This window comes from Desulfobacter sp., from assembly GCA_028768545.1.
Taxonomy (GTDB): Bacteria; Desulfobacterota; Desulfobacteria; order Desulfobacterales; family Desulfobacteraceae; genus Desulfobacter.
This window is the reverse complement of the sequence record CP054838.1, coordinates 1,953,066-1,968,782: the sequence shown is the minus strand read 5'-3', so window position 1 is coordinate 1,968,782 and position 15,717 is coordinate 1,953,066. Positions and strand designations below refer to the sequence as shown.

The following is a 15,717-nucleotide window of genomic DNA, read 5'->3' as shown; positions in this document are numbered from 1 at the left end:
TCCCACCTGATGCAAGGGGTGGGTTTAGCGGATGGGCGGAGCATACATCAGACCACCGTCGGACCAGAGGGCATTTACCCCGCGGTCAAGGCCCAAAACAGTTTTAGGTCCCACATTCCGGTCATACAATTCACCATAGTTGCCCACATGCTTGACGATGCGGTAGGCCCAGTCCCGGGTCAGGCCGAGATGCTGGCCAAAATCGGAATCCACACATAGAAAACGGCGGACCCCCGGATTATCGGATGTCATCATCTGGTCAACATTTTTGGAGGTAATGCCCATTTCCTCGGCATTGATCAGGGCAAAGAGGGTCCAGCGGACAATGTCGCTCCACTGCTGGTCTCCCTGGCGGACCGCAGGCCCCAGGGGTTCTTTTGAAATGACTTCAGGAAGGATCATATGATCATCGGGTTTGGTCAGGGTGGTTCTCCGGGCGGCAAGCCCTGAAGTATCTGTGGTGTATACGTCGCAGCGTCCGGTATCATAAATCACGGTGGCCTCGTCCGCACTCTCATATACCACGGGTTTATAACTCATCTTGTGACTGGCAAAATAATCGGTCAAATTCAGCTCGGTGGTGGTGCCGGCCTGGGTGCAGAAACTGGCCCCGTCGAGTTCTTTAGCACTTTTCACCCCCAGTTTCTTGGGTACGAGAAAGCCCTGGCCGTCGTAAAAGATGGTTCCCACAAACTCAAGACCCAGCTTGGTATCCCGCTGGAATGTCCAGGTGGTGTTTCTGGACAGAATATCAATCTCTCCAGACTGAAGCGCGGTAAAGGCTTCCTTGAATGCCACCGGGGTAAATCTGGCCTTGTTGGGATCATTGAAGATGGCGCTGGCCACGGCGCGACCGAAATCCACATCAATACCGGTCCAGACACCTGTGGCGCTGGGCGCTGAAAAGCCCACAACTTTACCGGAAACCCCGATATTCACATACTCTTTTTTCTTTACATCCTCAAGGTCGACCCAAAGGCAGCTCCTGCGGCAAGCAGCAAAAAGGCCATGCAAAAACTTATCATTTTCCTCTTCAACATCATTGTTCTCCTTAAATTATACTCTGTTTAAAATTCTCTCCACATATGGGCAAAAATTTTTTCCTTGGAAACCCTCAACGACACCATGAGTTTGCCAAGGCATAACACTGTTGTTTAGGACAGTATCCAAGCTGCTGTCAAGTCCTAAATCCCCCAGCCAATCATTGGCGGAACCCAAAAGGATTATCCGTGACGGATAAGGTCCTGGTAAGATTGTAAACCCGGGATTTTATTGGGGAGTATCCCTGGACATTTCAACAAATCCAAGGATTTCGTTGAGCACAAAATATTTTGTCATGGCATGGGCCAACTCCTCAGGCGTGGGCGGGCACCCCGTGGTATGGGTAATAAAATCTTGAATTTTCACAACCGCAGCAACCAGTGCCGGGTGCAGGGAAATAGTTTGATTCATTGATCGTCCTTTTGGTATTGTTTTAATTTATTGAGCAATGTTTTCCGGGTAATGCCCAACCGTCTTGCGGTTTCACTTTTATTTCCCTCTGCCGCCGCCAGGGTGGACAAAATCGCTTTTTCCTCGACCTTTGACAGGCTGAGATTCTCAAGGCCTCTATCCGGTACCGGATCCTGGACTGCCTGTTCTGAAATAAAAAAAAGATCGTTTTTTCTCAAATAATCGGTTCTGGCCATGACCACTCCCCGCTCCACGGCATTCATCAATTCCCTGACATTGCCCGGCCAGTGATACCGGATCAGGGTATCCATGGCATTGGGGGTAAACCCTTTGATGTCCCGCTTGTTTTTTTGGGCGAACAACGCCAGAAAATGAAGGGCCAGTTCAGGAATATCTTCCGGCCTGCGGCAAAGGGGCACAATATCTATGCAGACCACATTCAACCGATAGTAAAGATCTTCCCTGAACTCTTTTTTGGCGGCCATGGACTTAAGATCCCGGTTGGTGGCGGCAATGACCCGGACATCCACCCCAATGGTCTTGTCCGATCCCACAGGGGTGATCTCTTTTTCCTGGATCACCCGGAGCAGTTTGGCCTGCATGGCAAGGCTCATTTCCCCGATCTCGTCCAAAAGGATGCTGCCCTTGTCTGCCAGAAGAAACTTGCCTTTACGTTTCTTGTCCGCCCCTGTAAAGGCCCCCCGCTCATGGCCGAAGAGTTCAGACTCGAGCAGAGTCTGGGTTATGGCTGCGCAATTGATCCGGATATAGGGAGCATTTTTCCGCGGACTGTTGTAATGGATGGCCGAGGAAACCAACTCTTTTCCCGTGCCGGAGGCCCCGGTCACAAGCACATTGGCGTCTGTGGGTGCCACCATGTGGATGGTGTCCAAAAGAGCCGTCATGGCAGGGCTTTTTCCCAGGATTCTGTGTTGAAACCCTTTTTTTTCCAGCCGGTCTTTTAACACCTTGTTTTCGGATTTCAGGTCCTGGCGTTCAAACACCCGTTCAATGGTCAGCTTGAGCTTGTCAAAATCCAAAGGTTTTGTCAGATAATCATAGGCCCCGATTTTCAATGCCTTTACAGCCGTGTCCACGGAAGAAAAGGCGGTCATGATGATCACGGGCAAGGAAGGATTAAAGGCATGAATCTGCTCCAGGGCCTCCATGCCTGACATATTCACCATTTTCATATCCATGAGCACCAGGTGAAAGGATTGTTTTTTAACCATGTCCAGGCCCACATCACCGTCATTGGCCAGATGAATCTTGTATCCCCAGTCCTGGATCAGGGTCGCAAGCATCCGGGCATGAGCCCCATCATCATCCACAACCAAAATTGAATTGCCCCTCATATTTTTGTCCTTTCTTCATCATCTTGCGCACCGCCAAAATCCGGATCCAGAACAGGCAGATCAATGATAAAACAGCTGCCTTTACCCTTTTGGCTTTCAACCCGGACCTCACCTTTAAGGTTTTCAACAATCCTGTGAACAATGGAGAGTCCAAGCCCTGTACCCTGGGGACGGGTGGTAAAATAGGGATCAAAAATCTCTTCCATATCCTTGGGATCAATGCCGCAGCCGGTATCTGCCACCCGGATCTGAACCCCGTTTTCCACATCCACCACCGACACGGTCAGAATACCGGGCCCTGCCATGGCATTGAGGGAATTCATGTACAAGTTGAGCAGCACCTGGTTTATTCTGTCGGGATCGGTTTTCATGACCCTGCAGCAGGTTTTAATCTCAAGGTTTGTGGTAATATTTTTTTTCTCAAGATCATGGGAGACCAGTTTAAGCGAATGACGGATCAACGACTCAACCTCCACCGCTTTGATCTCCACGATCATGGGTTTGGCAAATTCCAAAAGCTGGGTAATGGACCGGTTGATCCGTTCCACCTCTTGAACCATGATCCTTGCGGTGTCCAAGTCCTCGGGTTCATTTTCATACCGGTTGGCAAAATAGGTGGCAAATCCCTTGATGGAACTTAAGGGATTTCTGATCTCGTGGGCCACGCCTCCTGCCAGCTTGCCAATGGCAGCCAGACGGCGGTTGGTCTCCACCTCTTTTTTCAATTGTTCAACCTGGGTGATGTCCCTGAACAACAATATATAGGCTTGAATGTGTCCATCATGATCCAGAATGGGAGAGGCTGTCATGTCCAGGCGCAATTTTGCGGGCAATCCATGTTCAAGGACCACCTCTCTTGTGACAGCAGCCTTGGACCGGTTCATTTCAAGGGCCAGGTAAATCATCTGGGGATAGGCTTTCTCAGGGATCTGTCCAAGCATATCCCTGGCCGCCCTGTTGGCAGAGGTGACCTGACACTCCAGGTTCAGGGTAATCAGTCCTGAAGGCATATTCTGGACCACATTGTCTGAAAAGGCCTGGACCCGGTTTAACGAGGCTTTGGCAGATTGATAGGCCTGAAAGGCAAACAAGGCGATGATCCCGGCGCATCCAAGGATAAAAAAGAAGAAACCCCGGCCGATAATCAACCGTGTCATCTTTTTTTGAAGGGCTTCGACCCTGGCCATGGACAGGCCGGCAAATATAAAGTATTCACCTGTTTCAAAAAAATAAGGATCATGGCCGAGACCCGGGGCCATACGTCTTTGCATGTCATGCATTTCCCTGGTTTTCATATGCCGTCCATGCTTGCTCCTTCGCCCGGAATTCAAGGGGACAAACCGCTTGTAGACTTCAAAAACAGATTTCCCGTCCATTTGGCAGGTCCGGCTGAAGACTTGGTGCTTTTCCAGGGCAAGGATATCAGGCAGGGTCTCATATCTCGTTCCCATTTGTTCAGGATCACTGTGGGCAAGAACTTTGCCATGGGCATCCGTGATCATGATATAAGCGATTTCCGGCTGGCTTGCGGTTTCCACCAGCATGGCCTGGACCCTTTTCAGCCCCCATCCCATGGTCAGCATTCCTGTCCTTGTCCCGGCCTCAAAGGTGCGGATCAGGGAAATCCCCTTGACCATAAACCGTTCCTTGAAATGTTCATTCTGCTTTTCCATCCGGTCCAGGGTCATAAAGACAAACAGGGGCAGCAGGACCCCAAGCACCCCTGCCATCATCAAAGGAGACATGGGAATGGATATTTTTTTATTTAAAAATTTCATAATCATTTTTGCTCTGCAAATTCAGTACCGCCCCTTTAGGTCCACACGACGCCCGGTCTGTCGTCAAAAAGTATACCCCAACCCGGGTAAAAAGTATACACATGGGGAAAATATCCGGGTATAAAATACACACCCATCCCCAATGAGCCAAATCCTGATCCTATTAACATTTCAAATTTAAAGTTGAAATTTCAAGTACTTATAATTTTTTCGACAATTTGGCACACCCCTTGCTCTACACAGGGCAGATCGATTTTGATCCAAACAAAACCCAAGGAGACCTAAATTATGAAAAAAACATTGATTACACTCACAGCCGTTTTAATTGTCGGATTTATGGCAGCCTCTGCCTTTGCCTGGGGACAGGGAAACGGATTTAACAATGGGTGCAGGGGAAAAGGCCAGGGCCGGGCCATGTTATCCAACCTGACCGCGGATCAGCAGGCCGAGCTGAAACAATTGCGCCAGCAGTATATTGATGACACCTATGAAACAAGGGCAGCCATGATGGCCAAACACCAGCAAGTCAGGATGCTTCTGGAAACCTCCAGCCCTGACAAAAATAAACTGACCACCCTTTCTGACGAAATCATGGATATGAAAAAAGCCCTGGCTGACAAACAGATTGACTTTGTCCTCAAGGCCAAAAAGATTTCTCCGGAACTGAATCTTTCCGCCTTTAGAAACTGCGGCAGAGGCGGCAAGGGTGGATTTGGCAAAGGCGGCCAGGGGCATCGGCCCTGTGGGAACGGCCAGGGCCAGCCTGTCCAGGAGTAAGGCCCACGGTCGAATTAAAATCTTCCAAAATATGATTAAAAATATAAGAGATATGGGAGGTTTTATTCTAACCGGGTGACTCCCCCCAATGAATAAATATTTCCCAAGCACCCAGGACAAAGATTCCGGGTGCTTGGGCCTTTTTAAAAAAAGACTCTATTCGCTAGTATTTTCTAAAATAAGATTATTTTCCAGGATACCAATCCCTTCAATCTCCACTTCAACCCGGTCGTTGGGCATTAAATAGCTCGGCGGGTTGCGGATAAATCCCACCCCTTCGGGTGTGCCCGTCAAAATCAAAGTGCCGGGCATCAGGGTGCAGGACTGGGAAAGATAGGAAATAATCTGGGCCACGGAAAAGATCATGTCGCTGGTATTGCTCTGCTGCATGGTCTTTCCATTCACCCGGCATTGGATGTCCAGGGTCTGGGGATCTTTAAGCTCATCCGGGGTGACCATCACAGGCCCGCAGGGACAAAAAGTGTCAAAACTCTTTGCCTTAACCCATTGTCCAGCACCTGCATTTTTCTGCCATCGCCGGGCAGAGACATCATTGGCGCAGGTGTACCCCATGACATGGTCAAGGGCTTTTTCCGCGGTCACATTTTTGGCCGGGTGCTTGATAATCACCCCGAGTTCCGCCTCAAAATCCACTTCAGGAGGATCAGTACAGCACTTGGGTATGATAATGGGTGATTTATGTCCGGTCACGGCACCGGGATTTTTCATGAACACCACCGGATGGGACGGCAGGTCAAGCCCGGTCTCCCGGGCATGGGCACGGTAATTCAAGCCGATGCAGATCACCGCCGAGGGCCATATGACGGGCAGCACCTACTTGACGATGCACTTTACCCCTGTGTCAACAGGACGTGGAAACATATCCCCTTCCAGCAAAGAGGCCGACTCTCCGTCCCACCCTGTTCCCCAGACAATGTTGTCATCCGGATCAAGAAAACGAATAATCTTCATCATGTATCCTTTATTTTTTATTATCCTTGGGATAGTCTCTAAATATGGTTCATCAGAAAATCGCGTACCTGGACTGAGAAACATCACTGGGAAGGCAATAACACAGTAAGGATTTTTATGCTTGAAATGATGGTGTGAACATGATCATGTTCTAATTTTTTTGTGTTATTCGCACAAAATCGGAGAATGAATTAATGTCCACAAGCTTCATATACCATGCCTTTGGCCTTCGTGACTACTTTTATAAAACAACGCGTTTCATCGGTGGAATAATCACTTTTGAACTCATACCAAAACCGGAGGCGGTAAAATGCCCGGAATGTAATTCCAGGTCCGTCACCAGGAAAGGGATTGTGACAAGAGATCTCAGAACAATACCGGTAGGTTCAAAACCCGTGATTCTCAGGACGGCTATCCAGAGAATTTGGTGTCCGTTCTGTCAATTTGTCCGGCAAATCAAACTATCCTTTGCCCAGGAGGGGAAAAGCTATACCCGGGCTTTTGAACGGTATGTCTTGGAGTTGTCTCAGTTCATGACAATCAAAGATATTGCCATCCATTTAAGGATCAGCTGGGATACGATAAAGCAGATCCAGAAAGAAGACCTGCTGAGGCGTTATCGAAATATCCCCCTTGAGAAAGTCCGGCAGATTGCCATAGATGAAATTTCCATAGGGAAAGGGCATAAATACTTGACCATCGTGATGGATCTGGAATCCGGTAGAATTCTGCACGTGGGAGAAGGAAAAGGTGGTGAAGCTTTGAAATCTTTTTGGACAAAAGTGAAAATATCGAAAGCAAAAATCAAAGCCGTCAGCATCGATATGTCCCCGGCATACTTGAGTGCTGTTATTGAAAATCTTTCTGGTTCAGCAATTGTCTTTGACAGATTTCATGTTGTTAAATTGTTCAATGAGAAACTGTCGGATTTCAGGCGAAAGCTCTACAACCTTCTTGCCAATACCGGGCAACAAAAACTTCTGAAGGGAGTCCGGTGGCTTTTGTTAAAAAATCCCGAAAACCTCAGTGATGACAAGAAGGAGGCCCAACGGTTAGAAGAAGCATTGAAAATAAATCAGCCGCTATTGGCAGTCTACTACATGAAAGAGGAACTCAGGCAAATATGGAATCAAAAGAAAAAAGAAACAGCTGAAAAGATAGTCAGCAATTGGATCAATCTGGCCAATATTTCCAAAATTCCAATGTTGATGAAATTTGCCAAGACCTTGGCTGTGCACAGGCAAAGAATCCTTTCATACTATGATTACAGGATATCTACAGGTCCTTTAGAAGGGACAAATAACAAGATAAAAACCATGAAACGGAAAGCTTATGAATACAGGGATTCGGAGTTTTTCAGGTTGAAACTTTTGGACCTTCACAATAAAAGGTACGCATTAATCGGATGAACCCTAAATATTTATGCACCAAAAACGATAAAAATGAAACGTGTTTTTCAAGGGACTGACCCGAAAACAGCCGATTTAATCCTGGTGATCCTGGCATCCCAGTCCATTGAAACCCGGATTGAAAAAAACAAAACATACCAGATCCACGTGCCCTCATCCCAATACCCCAAGGCCATGGCCCACCTGGCCCGGTATGAACGAGAAAACGCCATCCAGTTTAAAAAAGAGCCTCCCCCGCCCAGCCCTTCTTTTTTTTCCCGGACCCTTTTTTTCATCATGGGAAGTATCACCCTTGTCCACATCGCCACCACAAGAGCAGGAATCCACGATTTTATGGTGTTCAAATTCGGCGCCTCTTCTTATTTTCTGGGTCAGGGAGAAACCTTCAGGGCCATCACCGCCCTTTTTCTCCATGTCGACCTTGAACACCTTCTGGGAAATCTGGCCGGGCTTTTGATCTTTGCAGGCCCCCTGATCAGGCTGACCGGGTACGGGTCCGGCCCCTTTGTGCTTCTCTTGGCAGCCACCACCGGGAACCTGATTTCAGCCGGCTTTGGGGATACTGCCCGGCTTTCCATCGGGGCCTCCACCATTGTCATGGCAGCGGCAGGACTGCTCACCGCCCGGCAGCTCATCAAAAAAAACAGATCTCAGAGGCAATGGCCAAGCGTTAAAGGCCTCTTCCCCCTGGCTGCCGGCGCCACACTCATGGCCATGTTCAGCCAGGGAGAAAATACAGATCTGGCTGCCCATTTTTTCGGGTTTGTATCGGGCACGGTCATTGGCCTCTTGTTTTTCCCCTTGTTCAATATCCTGTCCAGCCCCATGATTGAAAGAATCTGCCTGGCCCTGGTAATCATCATTATTTTTGCGGCCGTCTGCCAGGGGATTTAGATTAATTTGTCTATATCTGGATAAAATCCTTATTTTCAATACCTTATAAATCTCTTTTCGTCCTTTAAATATTATGATAGAAATTTTGTACGCGACTCCCTATCAGCCCTGAACAGACAATAACCCACGATCAGCAAATGGAGGAGATCTATGAAAGAGATCTGTCCAGACATTCTGATACTCGGCGGCGGTGTTGCCGGCATGTCCGCAGCCCTTGCCCTAAAGCACCAAAACCTTGGGATCCATCTGGTTGAAAAGGAAAAAGACCTGGGCGGTCATGCCGCCTCCTGGGCCTGTCTGGCCACCCAGACCTGCCAGAACTGCGGGGCCTGCCTGGCCTCTGAAATGGCAGCCCAAATCAAAACAACCCCCAATATCACCCTGCATCTCAACACCGCTCTTGTTGCCGTCAATCAAAAAAAGAGGAAAACCACAGCCACGCTCTCTAACGGCACCACCCTGACCCCTGTTAAAACCCTTATCGCCACAGGATTTTCCCCCTTTGACCCGGATCGTATTTCATCCTTTCACACCCAGACCCAGAAAAATGTGGTCACCACAGCCCGCCTCAACACCCTGATTCGAGAAGAAAAAATAACAACCCTTCTAGGGAAATCGCCCAAAATTGCCTTTCTCCAATGCGTAGGATCCAGAAATAAACAAGAGAACCGGGATTATTGCTCCCAGGTCTGCTGCAAAATATGGTTCATCCGATTAATGCGTACCTTTTATTGTGAAGGTCCAAAAGTTTCAACCTGAAAAACTCCGAATCCCTGTATCCATAAGCTTTCCGTTTCATGGTTTTTATCTTGTTATTTGTCCCTTCTAAAGGACCTGTAGATATCCTGTAATCATAGTATGAAAGGATTCTTTGCCTTTGCACAGCCAAGGTCTTGGCAAATTTCATCAACATTGGAATTTTGGAAATATTGGCCAGATTGATCCAATTGCTGACTATCTTTTCAGCTGTTTCTTTTTTCTTTTAATTCCATATTTGCCTGAGTTCCTCTTTCATATAGTAGACTACCAATAGCGGCTGATTTATTTTCAATGCTTCTTCTAACCGTTGGGCCTCCTTCTTGTCATCACTGAGGTTTTCGGGATTTTTTAACAAAAGCCACCGGACTCCCTTCAGAAGTTTTTGTTGCCCGGTATTGGCAAGAAGGTTGTAGAGCTTTCGCCTGAAATCCGACAGTTTCTCATTGAACAATTTAACAACATGAAATCTGTCAAAGACAATTGCTGAACCAGAAAGATTTTCAATAACAGCACTCAAGTATGCCGGGGACATATCGATGCTGACGGCTTTGATTTTTGCTTTCGATATTTTCACTTTTGTCCAAAAAGATTTCAAAGCTTCACCACCTTTTCCTTCTCCCACGTGCAGAATTCTACCGGATTCCAGATCCATCACGATGGTCAAGTATTTATGCCCTTTCCCTATGGAAATTTCATCTATGGCAATCTGCCGGACTTTCTCAAGGGGGATATTTCGATAACGCCTCAGCAGGTCTTCTTTCTGGATCTGCTTTATCGTATCCCAGCTGATCCTTAAATGGATGGCAATATCTTTGATTGTCATGAACTGAGACAACTCCAAGACATACCGTTCAAAAGCCCGGGTATAGCTTTTCCCCTCCTGGGCAAAGGATAGTTTGATTTGCCGGACAAATTGACAGAACGAACACCAAATTCTCTGGATAGCCGTCCTGAGAATCACGGGTTTTGAACCTACCGGTATTGTTCTGAGATCTCTTGTCACAATCCCTTTCCTGGTGACGGACCTGGAATTACATTCCGGGCATTTTACCGCCTCCGGTTTTGGTATGAGTTCAAAAGTGATTATTCCACCGATGAAACGCGTTGTTTTATAAAAGTAGTCACGAAGGCCAAAGGCATGGTATATGAAGCTTGTGGACATTAATTCATTCTCCGATTTTGTGCAAATAACACAAAAAAATTAGAACATGATCATGTTCACACCATCATTTCAAGCATAAAAATCCTTACTGTGTTATTGCCTTCCCAGTGATGTTTCTCAGTCCAGGTACGCGATTTTCTGATGAACCCAAAATATCCATGCGCCAGGCAAATAAACTGGCTCATCTCAGTGATGTCCGGTTAGGTTTTTGCTTGCTCAATAATTTTTTGATCTTTGACAATATTGTCCCTGTTTGAACTATGAGAGCCCTGCTCCTCGCAGCCAAACAGGTCATTTAGAATGGCGGTTCGCAGCTGCCGAACTCTTTTGATCGTGACCTTTTCATTAAACTGTTTTTGGCAATGGATTGCCAGTAACAGGTAAGTGATAAGGCCGCCAAGAATCTGAACCATAAGGCCGTATTCACTGCGAGCAATGAGATGATATACCTTCAGATGTTCTTTCCACCATTTGAAAAAATCCTCAATGGTCCACCGGAGTTTATAAATTGTTGCTATTTGTTCCGCTGTTAAATCATGCCTGTCAGTTGCCACATAGTATTTGACGCCAGCAATTTTATAGCCAACAACCCGAACAGGCCTTTTCGTCTGGTTTTGATTCGGAGTACCAAGTTTAACCAGTGCATCATAAAAAATGTAGCTGTCGGAAGGGGTCTCGTGGTTATCAATAATTGTTCTTGTTGTCCTGGTTTTTATACGGCAGACAAAATGTTTGCCTTGCTCCTGAAGCAGGTCAAATTCTTTATGGGATTGATATCCACGATCCATAACACCTGTTTGCCCCTTGGAAACTATTTTGGGAACAAAGGTGCGTTCAGCGCCGTTGCCTTCAGTCAAAAAGATTTTGTTTGGGATTCCGTGATTAATGTCAAATCCGCAATGTACTTTGGCTTTTTTACTTCCTTTTCTGTAGTTCGCCCAGTGCATTGAAAGGACTGCATTTATGAGACTACCGTCAATGGAAACCAACTCTCCTAACTCGGCGTGTTCACCCGGATGACACTCAAGAGCCTGTTTATAAAGATCCTCAAAGATAAATTGCAGTTGTTCGAGTCCCCTGTGATTGATGGCTTCACAGAAACTACTACGGCTGATACCACCGTCTGGCGCAATATTTTCTTTAGCAAAAACATTCTCCTTGAGATCCTGAATTAAATGTCGGGCAGACTTGTGCTCCTGAAGATGGAAATAAACCAAAGCATTTATCTGGTCTTCGAATGTCATTTTTAAAGGGCGGTCTCCTCGAGATTGTAATTCCGGTGCTTTTGAAAGTGACTTTATCAGAGGGCACCTGAAATTGTCAAAGTTCAGGGACCGTAGTTGTTTTTTAGGGACTGAGATGTGCGTCATTTGAGCTCCTTGAGTTAAATTTTCAAGGCACACAAAAATTTTTACGCACATTTGTCAACACAAAACAGACTGTTTTTTCAATGATTTTAGATGCTTTTTATATGCAACAACCTAACCGGACACTACTGGGCTCATCTGATTCCCGGTGCAGATATCAGCCTGTTTTACATGGACCTCCAGATCATGGGCAAAGAAGCCCGGAAAAATGCCGCCCGACTGCCCGGCAACGTTCACCTCATCCAGGGGGTGCCGGGTGAAATTTTAGAAAGGGACTCAGGCCTGACCATGATCGTTGAAAATTCCGAGACCGGGTCATGCCAATCCCAAAGTTTTGATATGGTAATCTTGTCCGTGGGCATGATCCCGGCCCCTGAAACCGCCGACATTGCCGGTCTTTTAGACCTTACCCCCAACAAATGGGGATTTTTCAATACCCCCCAGGCCGGTATGGGCCCGGATATTTATGTGGCCGGATGTGCCAAGGGCTCCAAAAATATCACAACCGCCATTCAGGAGGGGAAAATTGCCGGGGCAAAGATCATCAAAGACCTGGGCCTTAAAAAAAATCCCAAAATGGATATTGCCGTCATGGGCAAGGGCGCCCAGGCAGTTCTCATCGCCAAAACCCTGGAAGAAAATGGCTATCCCGCTTTGTTTTTCGCAGACGGCCCCGGCCCTGCACCCGGGGTAAAGGACCTGAGCCAGGCCAGGATTTTTTCCATTGAAGGCAGCCTGGGCCATTTTTTTATTTCCTATGATCTTAAGGGTAAAAAAAACCGTCTGACCTGCGGGGCCATCATTGCAGCGGCCCAGGCCGAAAGCAGATCAAACACCTCCCATTTTCCCTCGGCCATGGACCTTGGCACCTTTATCCGGATGATAAACAAAAAGGAACCGTCTTCTTCCCTCCCTGTCCCTGACAAAATCCTCATTCTTCTGGACTACTTTGGACCTGAATCAAAAGACCAGGCAGGACAGGCGCTTGCTGCGGCATTGACCGCCCAAAGCCAAGGCTGTCAGGTGGATATTCTCATGAACCATATCCGGGTCCACGGCCCCACAGGCCAGCAGGTTTACGACCAGGCCAAAAAAGCCGGGATCGGGTTTTTCCGTTACAAGCGCCAGACAGATCTGAACATACGGCCCAAGGGCCGGGGCGTTAAATTTATTATCAACGAATCCACCCTGCCGGGAATTAAAATTGAACTTTATGCCCAGACCCTTGTGGTGCCCGACACCCGCTGCGCCTCTCAAGACTTCCCTGAACTGGCAGATCTTTTAAAACTGGTCCTGGATGAAGAAAATTTTCTCCAGGAGGCCAATATCAGGCACCGGCCATGACGACATTGATCGTGAAGACCTGGCCTTTGAAATCCAAGCCATACTGGCAGACCTGGAAACCAGCCCTGTCAATCCGCTGGGGCCCTCAAAAGACAGGGTCTTTATCGATGAAACCGCCTATGCCCGATGCCTGACCTGCTATCGGGTCTGCTCCCACAGGGCTGTGGCGCTAAACCAGGACCATCCCCCCCGAATCTCGGATCATGCCTGTTTTGCCTGCCAGGCCTGCGTGTCCAATTGTCCGGCCCAGGCCATCACAGCTTCGGGCATGACCAATGAAGATCTCACAACACCGGCCCCAAAAGGAAAATCCCTTGTTTTTGCCTGCAGGCGCTCAGCCGTCCTGGCCGCAGGCCCCCTACCCCGCAACATCGCCCTTGTGCCCATTCCCTGTGCCTGCAGGATCAGTCAGGACTTAATTCTCAAAGCCCTGGTCAAAGGGGCGGACAAGGTCATGGTCATGGGGTGCCACAAGGGCAACTGCCAGTCCGGACAGGGCAGTGATCTTGCCCGCAAAATTGTTGAATCTGTGTTGTCCATGCCGGGCATACCCAAGGACAAGGTGGCCTGGCAGCCCATCTCAGCCACGGAGCCCCAAACCTTTGCCCGGATTCTTTCAAAAAAATCAAACCCACGGATGAGGAGACCATGATGAACCGGTTAAAGGTCGATACAAACTCAGAACTGGCACAGCTCTTTTCACCCCCAAGGATCGGGGGCAATATATCGGAATGCCTGACCTGCGGTGCCTGCAGTTCAAGGTGCACCTGGTTTGACGGCCCTGGCGGCCCCATGCCCAGGCAGATGGTCCGAATGGCGGGTCTGGGCCTTGACCGGCAATTGATTCAATCCGGGATGCTCTGGGACTGCCTGGTCTGTAACCGCTGCACTGAAACCTGCCCCATGGGCATTGACATGGATGTGGTGGTGTGCAAGGCCAGAAGCCTTGCCGCAGCACAAAGCATCATGCCTGAAGATATTCAAAAGGGCATTCAAAACAGGCTGGACAAGGGGGATGTCAACGGCCTGACCCGGGAGGAATTCATAGAGACGATTGAATGGGTCTCTGAAGAATTTTCAGATGAAATGGAAGATGAAAAAGCCCAGATTCCCTATGATCAAGCAGGGGCCACCTTTCTTTACCTGCCCAATCCCAGGGAGCTTGGCATCAATTTGCTCCATTTGACGGCCATGGCAAAATTGTTCTACGCCACAAAAGAAAGCTGGACCATGTCCTGTTTTCACACAGATGTAACCAATTGAGGATATTTTGCTGGCAATGATGAGATTGCCCGCCGCATGGCCTTGATGGTGGTGGAACCGGCTGAAAAATTAGGGATAAAAACCCTGGTTCTGAGCGAATGCGGCCATGGGTACCATGTGCTCAGGGAATGTTCAGAATTCTGTGTCACGGTTTCGGTTCCCGGATCTGCCTCAGCGCCAGCGGAAGTAAAAGTCAGGTCCGAGAATGGGCCTTCAATCAGCCACGTCGGAGGAGTTGATTTTTGCTGGAGTGGAGTTCCTGGAACCATCTTTTCCATCTGTAAATAAATCCCTATCAAATTCCCAGCTCTTTATCCAGCCGGCCTTCAAAGAAAATTGCCAACTGGGAAATTGTCAGTGACCAATTTTGAATCGGCATTGTCCATTTTTTACTGGCGTTCTGGATCCCCATGTAAAGCAGCTTTAACAGGCTGTCCTGGTTCGGGAATGATCCCTTTGTTTTGGTCAGTTTTCGAAACTGTCGATGCACAGCCTCAATGGTATTTGTGGTGTATATTATCCGTCGAATCTCTTCTGGATATTTAAAGAAATGACTGAGGCGTTCCCAGTTGTTCCGCCAGGATTTTATCACAATCGGGTATTTGTCATTCCATTTATTTTCCAAGATATCCAGTTCTTCTTCGGCCAGATCCTTATTGACCGCTTTATAAACACGTTTTAGATCTGCCATAAATTCCTTTTTATTTTTGGAACCAACGTATTTCAATGAATTTCGGATCTGGTGGACTACGCAGACTTGAACTTCTGTGTCCGGGAATATGGTCTCAATGGCCTCGGGAAAACCTTTTAGACCATCAACACAGGCAATCAGGATATCTTTTACCCCTCGGTTTGAAAGGTCTGTTAACACCTGCAGCCAGAAGTTCGCACCCTCATTCTCGGATATGTACAGCCCAAGAACCTCTTTGCGGCCCTCGATATTCACCCCAAGAATTGTGTAAACGGCCTTGCTGCCGACCTTTCCGTTTTCTCGTACTTTATAATGTATGGCATCAAGCCATACGATTGGGTACACATTTTCCAACGGCCTGGCCTGCCATTCTTTGACGGTATGGATGATTTTATCGGTAATGGTGCTCAGAGTGGCATTTGAAATCTCAAGTCCATAGATTTCCTGTAAATGGGAAGCCATATCATTAGAGGGCGTTCAAAATTCTGTGTCAG

Annotated in this window: 11 protein-coding genes and 4 pseudogenes; 7 read left to right on the top strand and 8 right to left on the bottom strand. The window is 47.8% G+C overall.

The annotated features are described in order from the left end of the window. Window positions 1–24: 24 nt before the first annotated feature. From HUN05_09460 to HUN05_09445, 4 genes are all read right to left on the bottom strand, one after another. Window positions 25–1,014 (bottom strand): amino acid ABC transporter substrate-binding protein, encoded by a 990-nt coding sequence (locus HUN05_09460; protein WDP85330.1) that lies wholly within the window; start codon window positions 1,012–1,014, stop codon window positions 25–27. 255 nt (window positions 1,015–1,269) lie between these two features. Beyond that, window positions 1,270–1,452 (bottom strand): hypothetical protein, encoded by a 183-nt coding sequence (locus HUN05_09455; protein WDP85329.1) that lies wholly within the window; start codon window positions 1,450–1,452, stop codon window positions 1,270–1,272. Next, entirely contained in the window at window positions 1,449–2,807 is a 1,359-nt protein-coding gene (locus HUN05_09450; GenBank protein WDP85328.1) for a sigma-54-dependent Fis family transcriptional regulator, read from the bottom strand. The genes HUN05_09455 and HUN05_09450 overlap by 4 nt, the downstream gene beginning before the upstream one ends. Next, entirely contained in the window at window positions 2,804–4,591 is a 1,788-nt protein-coding gene (locus HUN05_09445) for a PAS domain-containing protein (protein WDP85327.1), read from the bottom strand. Before HUN05_09445 ends, HUN05_09450 begins: the two co-directional genes overlap by 4 nt. Window positions 4,592–4,873: 282 nt before the next feature. On the opposite strand from HUN05_09445, the gene HUN05_09440 reads away from it, so the two are divergent. Then, a complete protein-coding gene (locus HUN05_09440; GenBank protein ID WDP85326.1) occupies window positions 4,874–5,362 on the top strand; it encodes a periplasmic heavy metal sensor in 489 nt (162 codons plus the stop codon). A 156-nt stretch (window positions 5,363–5,518) separates the two neighbouring features. Here HUN05_09440 and HUN05_09435 read toward each other — a convergent pair. Further along, a pseudogene (locus tag HUN05_09435) lies at window positions 5,519–6,334 on the bottom strand (fumarylacetoacetate hydrolase family protein). Between the two features lie 194 nt (window positions 6,335–6,528). Between HUN05_09435 and HUN05_09430 the strand changes: the two are divergent. From HUN05_09430 to HUN05_09420, 3 genes are all read left to right on the top strand, one after another. Further along, entirely contained in the window at window positions 6,529–7,743 is a 1,215-nt protein-coding gene (locus HUN05_09430) for an ISL3 family transposase (GenBank protein WDP85325.1), read from the top strand. A gap of 33 nt (window positions 7,744–7,776) precedes the next feature. Beyond that, entirely contained in the window at window positions 7,777–8,637 is an 861-nt protein-coding gene (locus tag HUN05_09425) for a rhomboid family intramembrane serine protease (protein ID WDP85324.1), read from the top strand. Between the two features lie 150 nt (window positions 8,638–8,787). Continuing rightward, a complete protein-coding gene (locus HUN05_09420) occupies window positions 8,788–9,396 on the top strand; it encodes an FAD-dependent oxidoreductase (protein ID WDP85323.1) in 609 nt (202 codons plus the stop codon). Here the strand turns inward: HUN05_09420 and HUN05_09415 are convergent. Together HUN05_09415 and HUN05_09410 are read right to left on the bottom strand one after the other, a co-directional pair. Continuing rightward, window positions 9,344–10,558 (bottom strand): annotated as a pseudogene (locus HUN05_09415) (ISL3 family transposase). The gene HUN05_09420 and the pseudogene HUN05_09415 sit on opposite strands and share 53 nt — an antisense overlap. A gap of 200 nt (window positions 10,559–10,758) precedes the next feature. Continuing rightward, window positions 10,759–11,928, bottom strand: coding sequence for an IS4 family transposase (locus HUN05_09410; GenBank protein WDP88002.1), 1,170 nt, complete (start codon window positions 11,926–11,928; stop codon window positions 10,759–10,761). Between the two features lie 90 nt (window positions 11,929–12,018). Here HUN05_09410 and HUN05_09405 point away from each other — a divergent pair, with 90 nt between their 5' ends. The 3 genes and pseudogenes from HUN05_09405 (at window position 12,019) to HUN05_09395 (ending at window position 14,820) form a co-directional block, all read left to right on the top strand. Next, window positions 12,019–13,269 (top strand): hypothetical protein, encoded by a 1,251-nt coding sequence (locus HUN05_09405; protein ID WDP85322.1) that lies wholly within the window; start codon window positions 12,019–12,021, stop codon window positions 13,267–13,269. Next, window positions 13,223–13,921 carry a hydrogenase iron-sulfur subunit gene (locus tag HUN05_09400; protein ID WDP85321.1) on the top strand — a complete coding sequence of 233 codons (699 nt, stop codon included), beginning with the start codon at window positions 13,223–13,225 and terminating at the stop codon, window positions 13,919–13,921. Before HUN05_09405 ends, HUN05_09400 begins: the two co-directional genes overlap by 47 nt. After that, window positions 13,921–14,820 (top strand): annotated as a pseudogene (locus HUN05_09395) (4Fe-4S dicluster domain-containing protein). Before HUN05_09400 ends, HUN05_09395 begins: the two are co-directional and overlap by 1 nt. A gap of 7 nt (window positions 14,821–14,827) precedes the next feature. On the opposite strand, the pseudogene HUN05_09390 reads toward HUN05_09395, so the two are convergent. Further along, a pseudogene (locus HUN05_09390) lies at window positions 14,828–15,688 on the bottom strand (IS256 family transposase). Between the last annotated feature and the right edge of the window lie 29 nt (window positions 15,689–15,717).

Bases quoted from the DNA above. Each gene is read 5' to 3' on its own strand.
- HUN05_09445 (WDP85327.1), bottom strand. From the start codon at position 4,591: ATGATTATGAAATTTTTAAATAAAAAAATATCCATTCCCATGTCTCCT.
- HUN05_09450 (WDP85328.1), bottom strand. From the start codon at position 2,807: ATGAGGGGCAATTCAATTTTGGTTGTGGATGATGATGGGGCTCATGCC.
- HUN05_09455 (WDP85329.1), bottom strand. From the start codon at position 1,452: ATGAATCAAACTATTTCCCTGCACCCGGCACTGGTTGCTGCGGTTGTG.
- HUN05_09425 (WDP85324.1), top strand. From the start codon at position 7,777: ATGAAACGTGTTTTTCAAGGGACTGACCCGAAAACAGCCGATTTAATC.
- HUN05_09430 (WDP85325.1), top strand. From the start codon at position 6,529: ATGTCCACAAGCTTCATATACCATGCCTTTGGCCTTCGTGACTACTTT.
- HUN05_09400 (WDP85321.1), top strand. From the start codon at position 13,223: ATGAAGAAAATTTTCTCCAGGAGGCCAATATCAGGCACCGGCCATGAC.
- HUN05_09405 (WDP85322.1), top strand. From the start codon at position 12,019: ATGCTTTTTATATGCAACAACCTAACCGGACACTACTGGGCTCATCTG.
- HUN05_09410 (WDP88002.1), bottom strand. From the start codon at position 11,928: ATGACGCACATCTCAGTCCCTAAAAAACAACTACGGTCCCTGAACTTT.
- HUN05_09440 (WDP85326.1), top strand. From the start codon at position 4,874: ATGAAAAAAACATTGATTACACTCACAGCCGTTTTAATTGTCGGATTT.
- HUN05_09420 (WDP85323.1), top strand. From the start codon at position 8,788: ATGAAAGAGATCTGTCCAGACATTCTGATACTCGGCGGCGGTGTTGCC.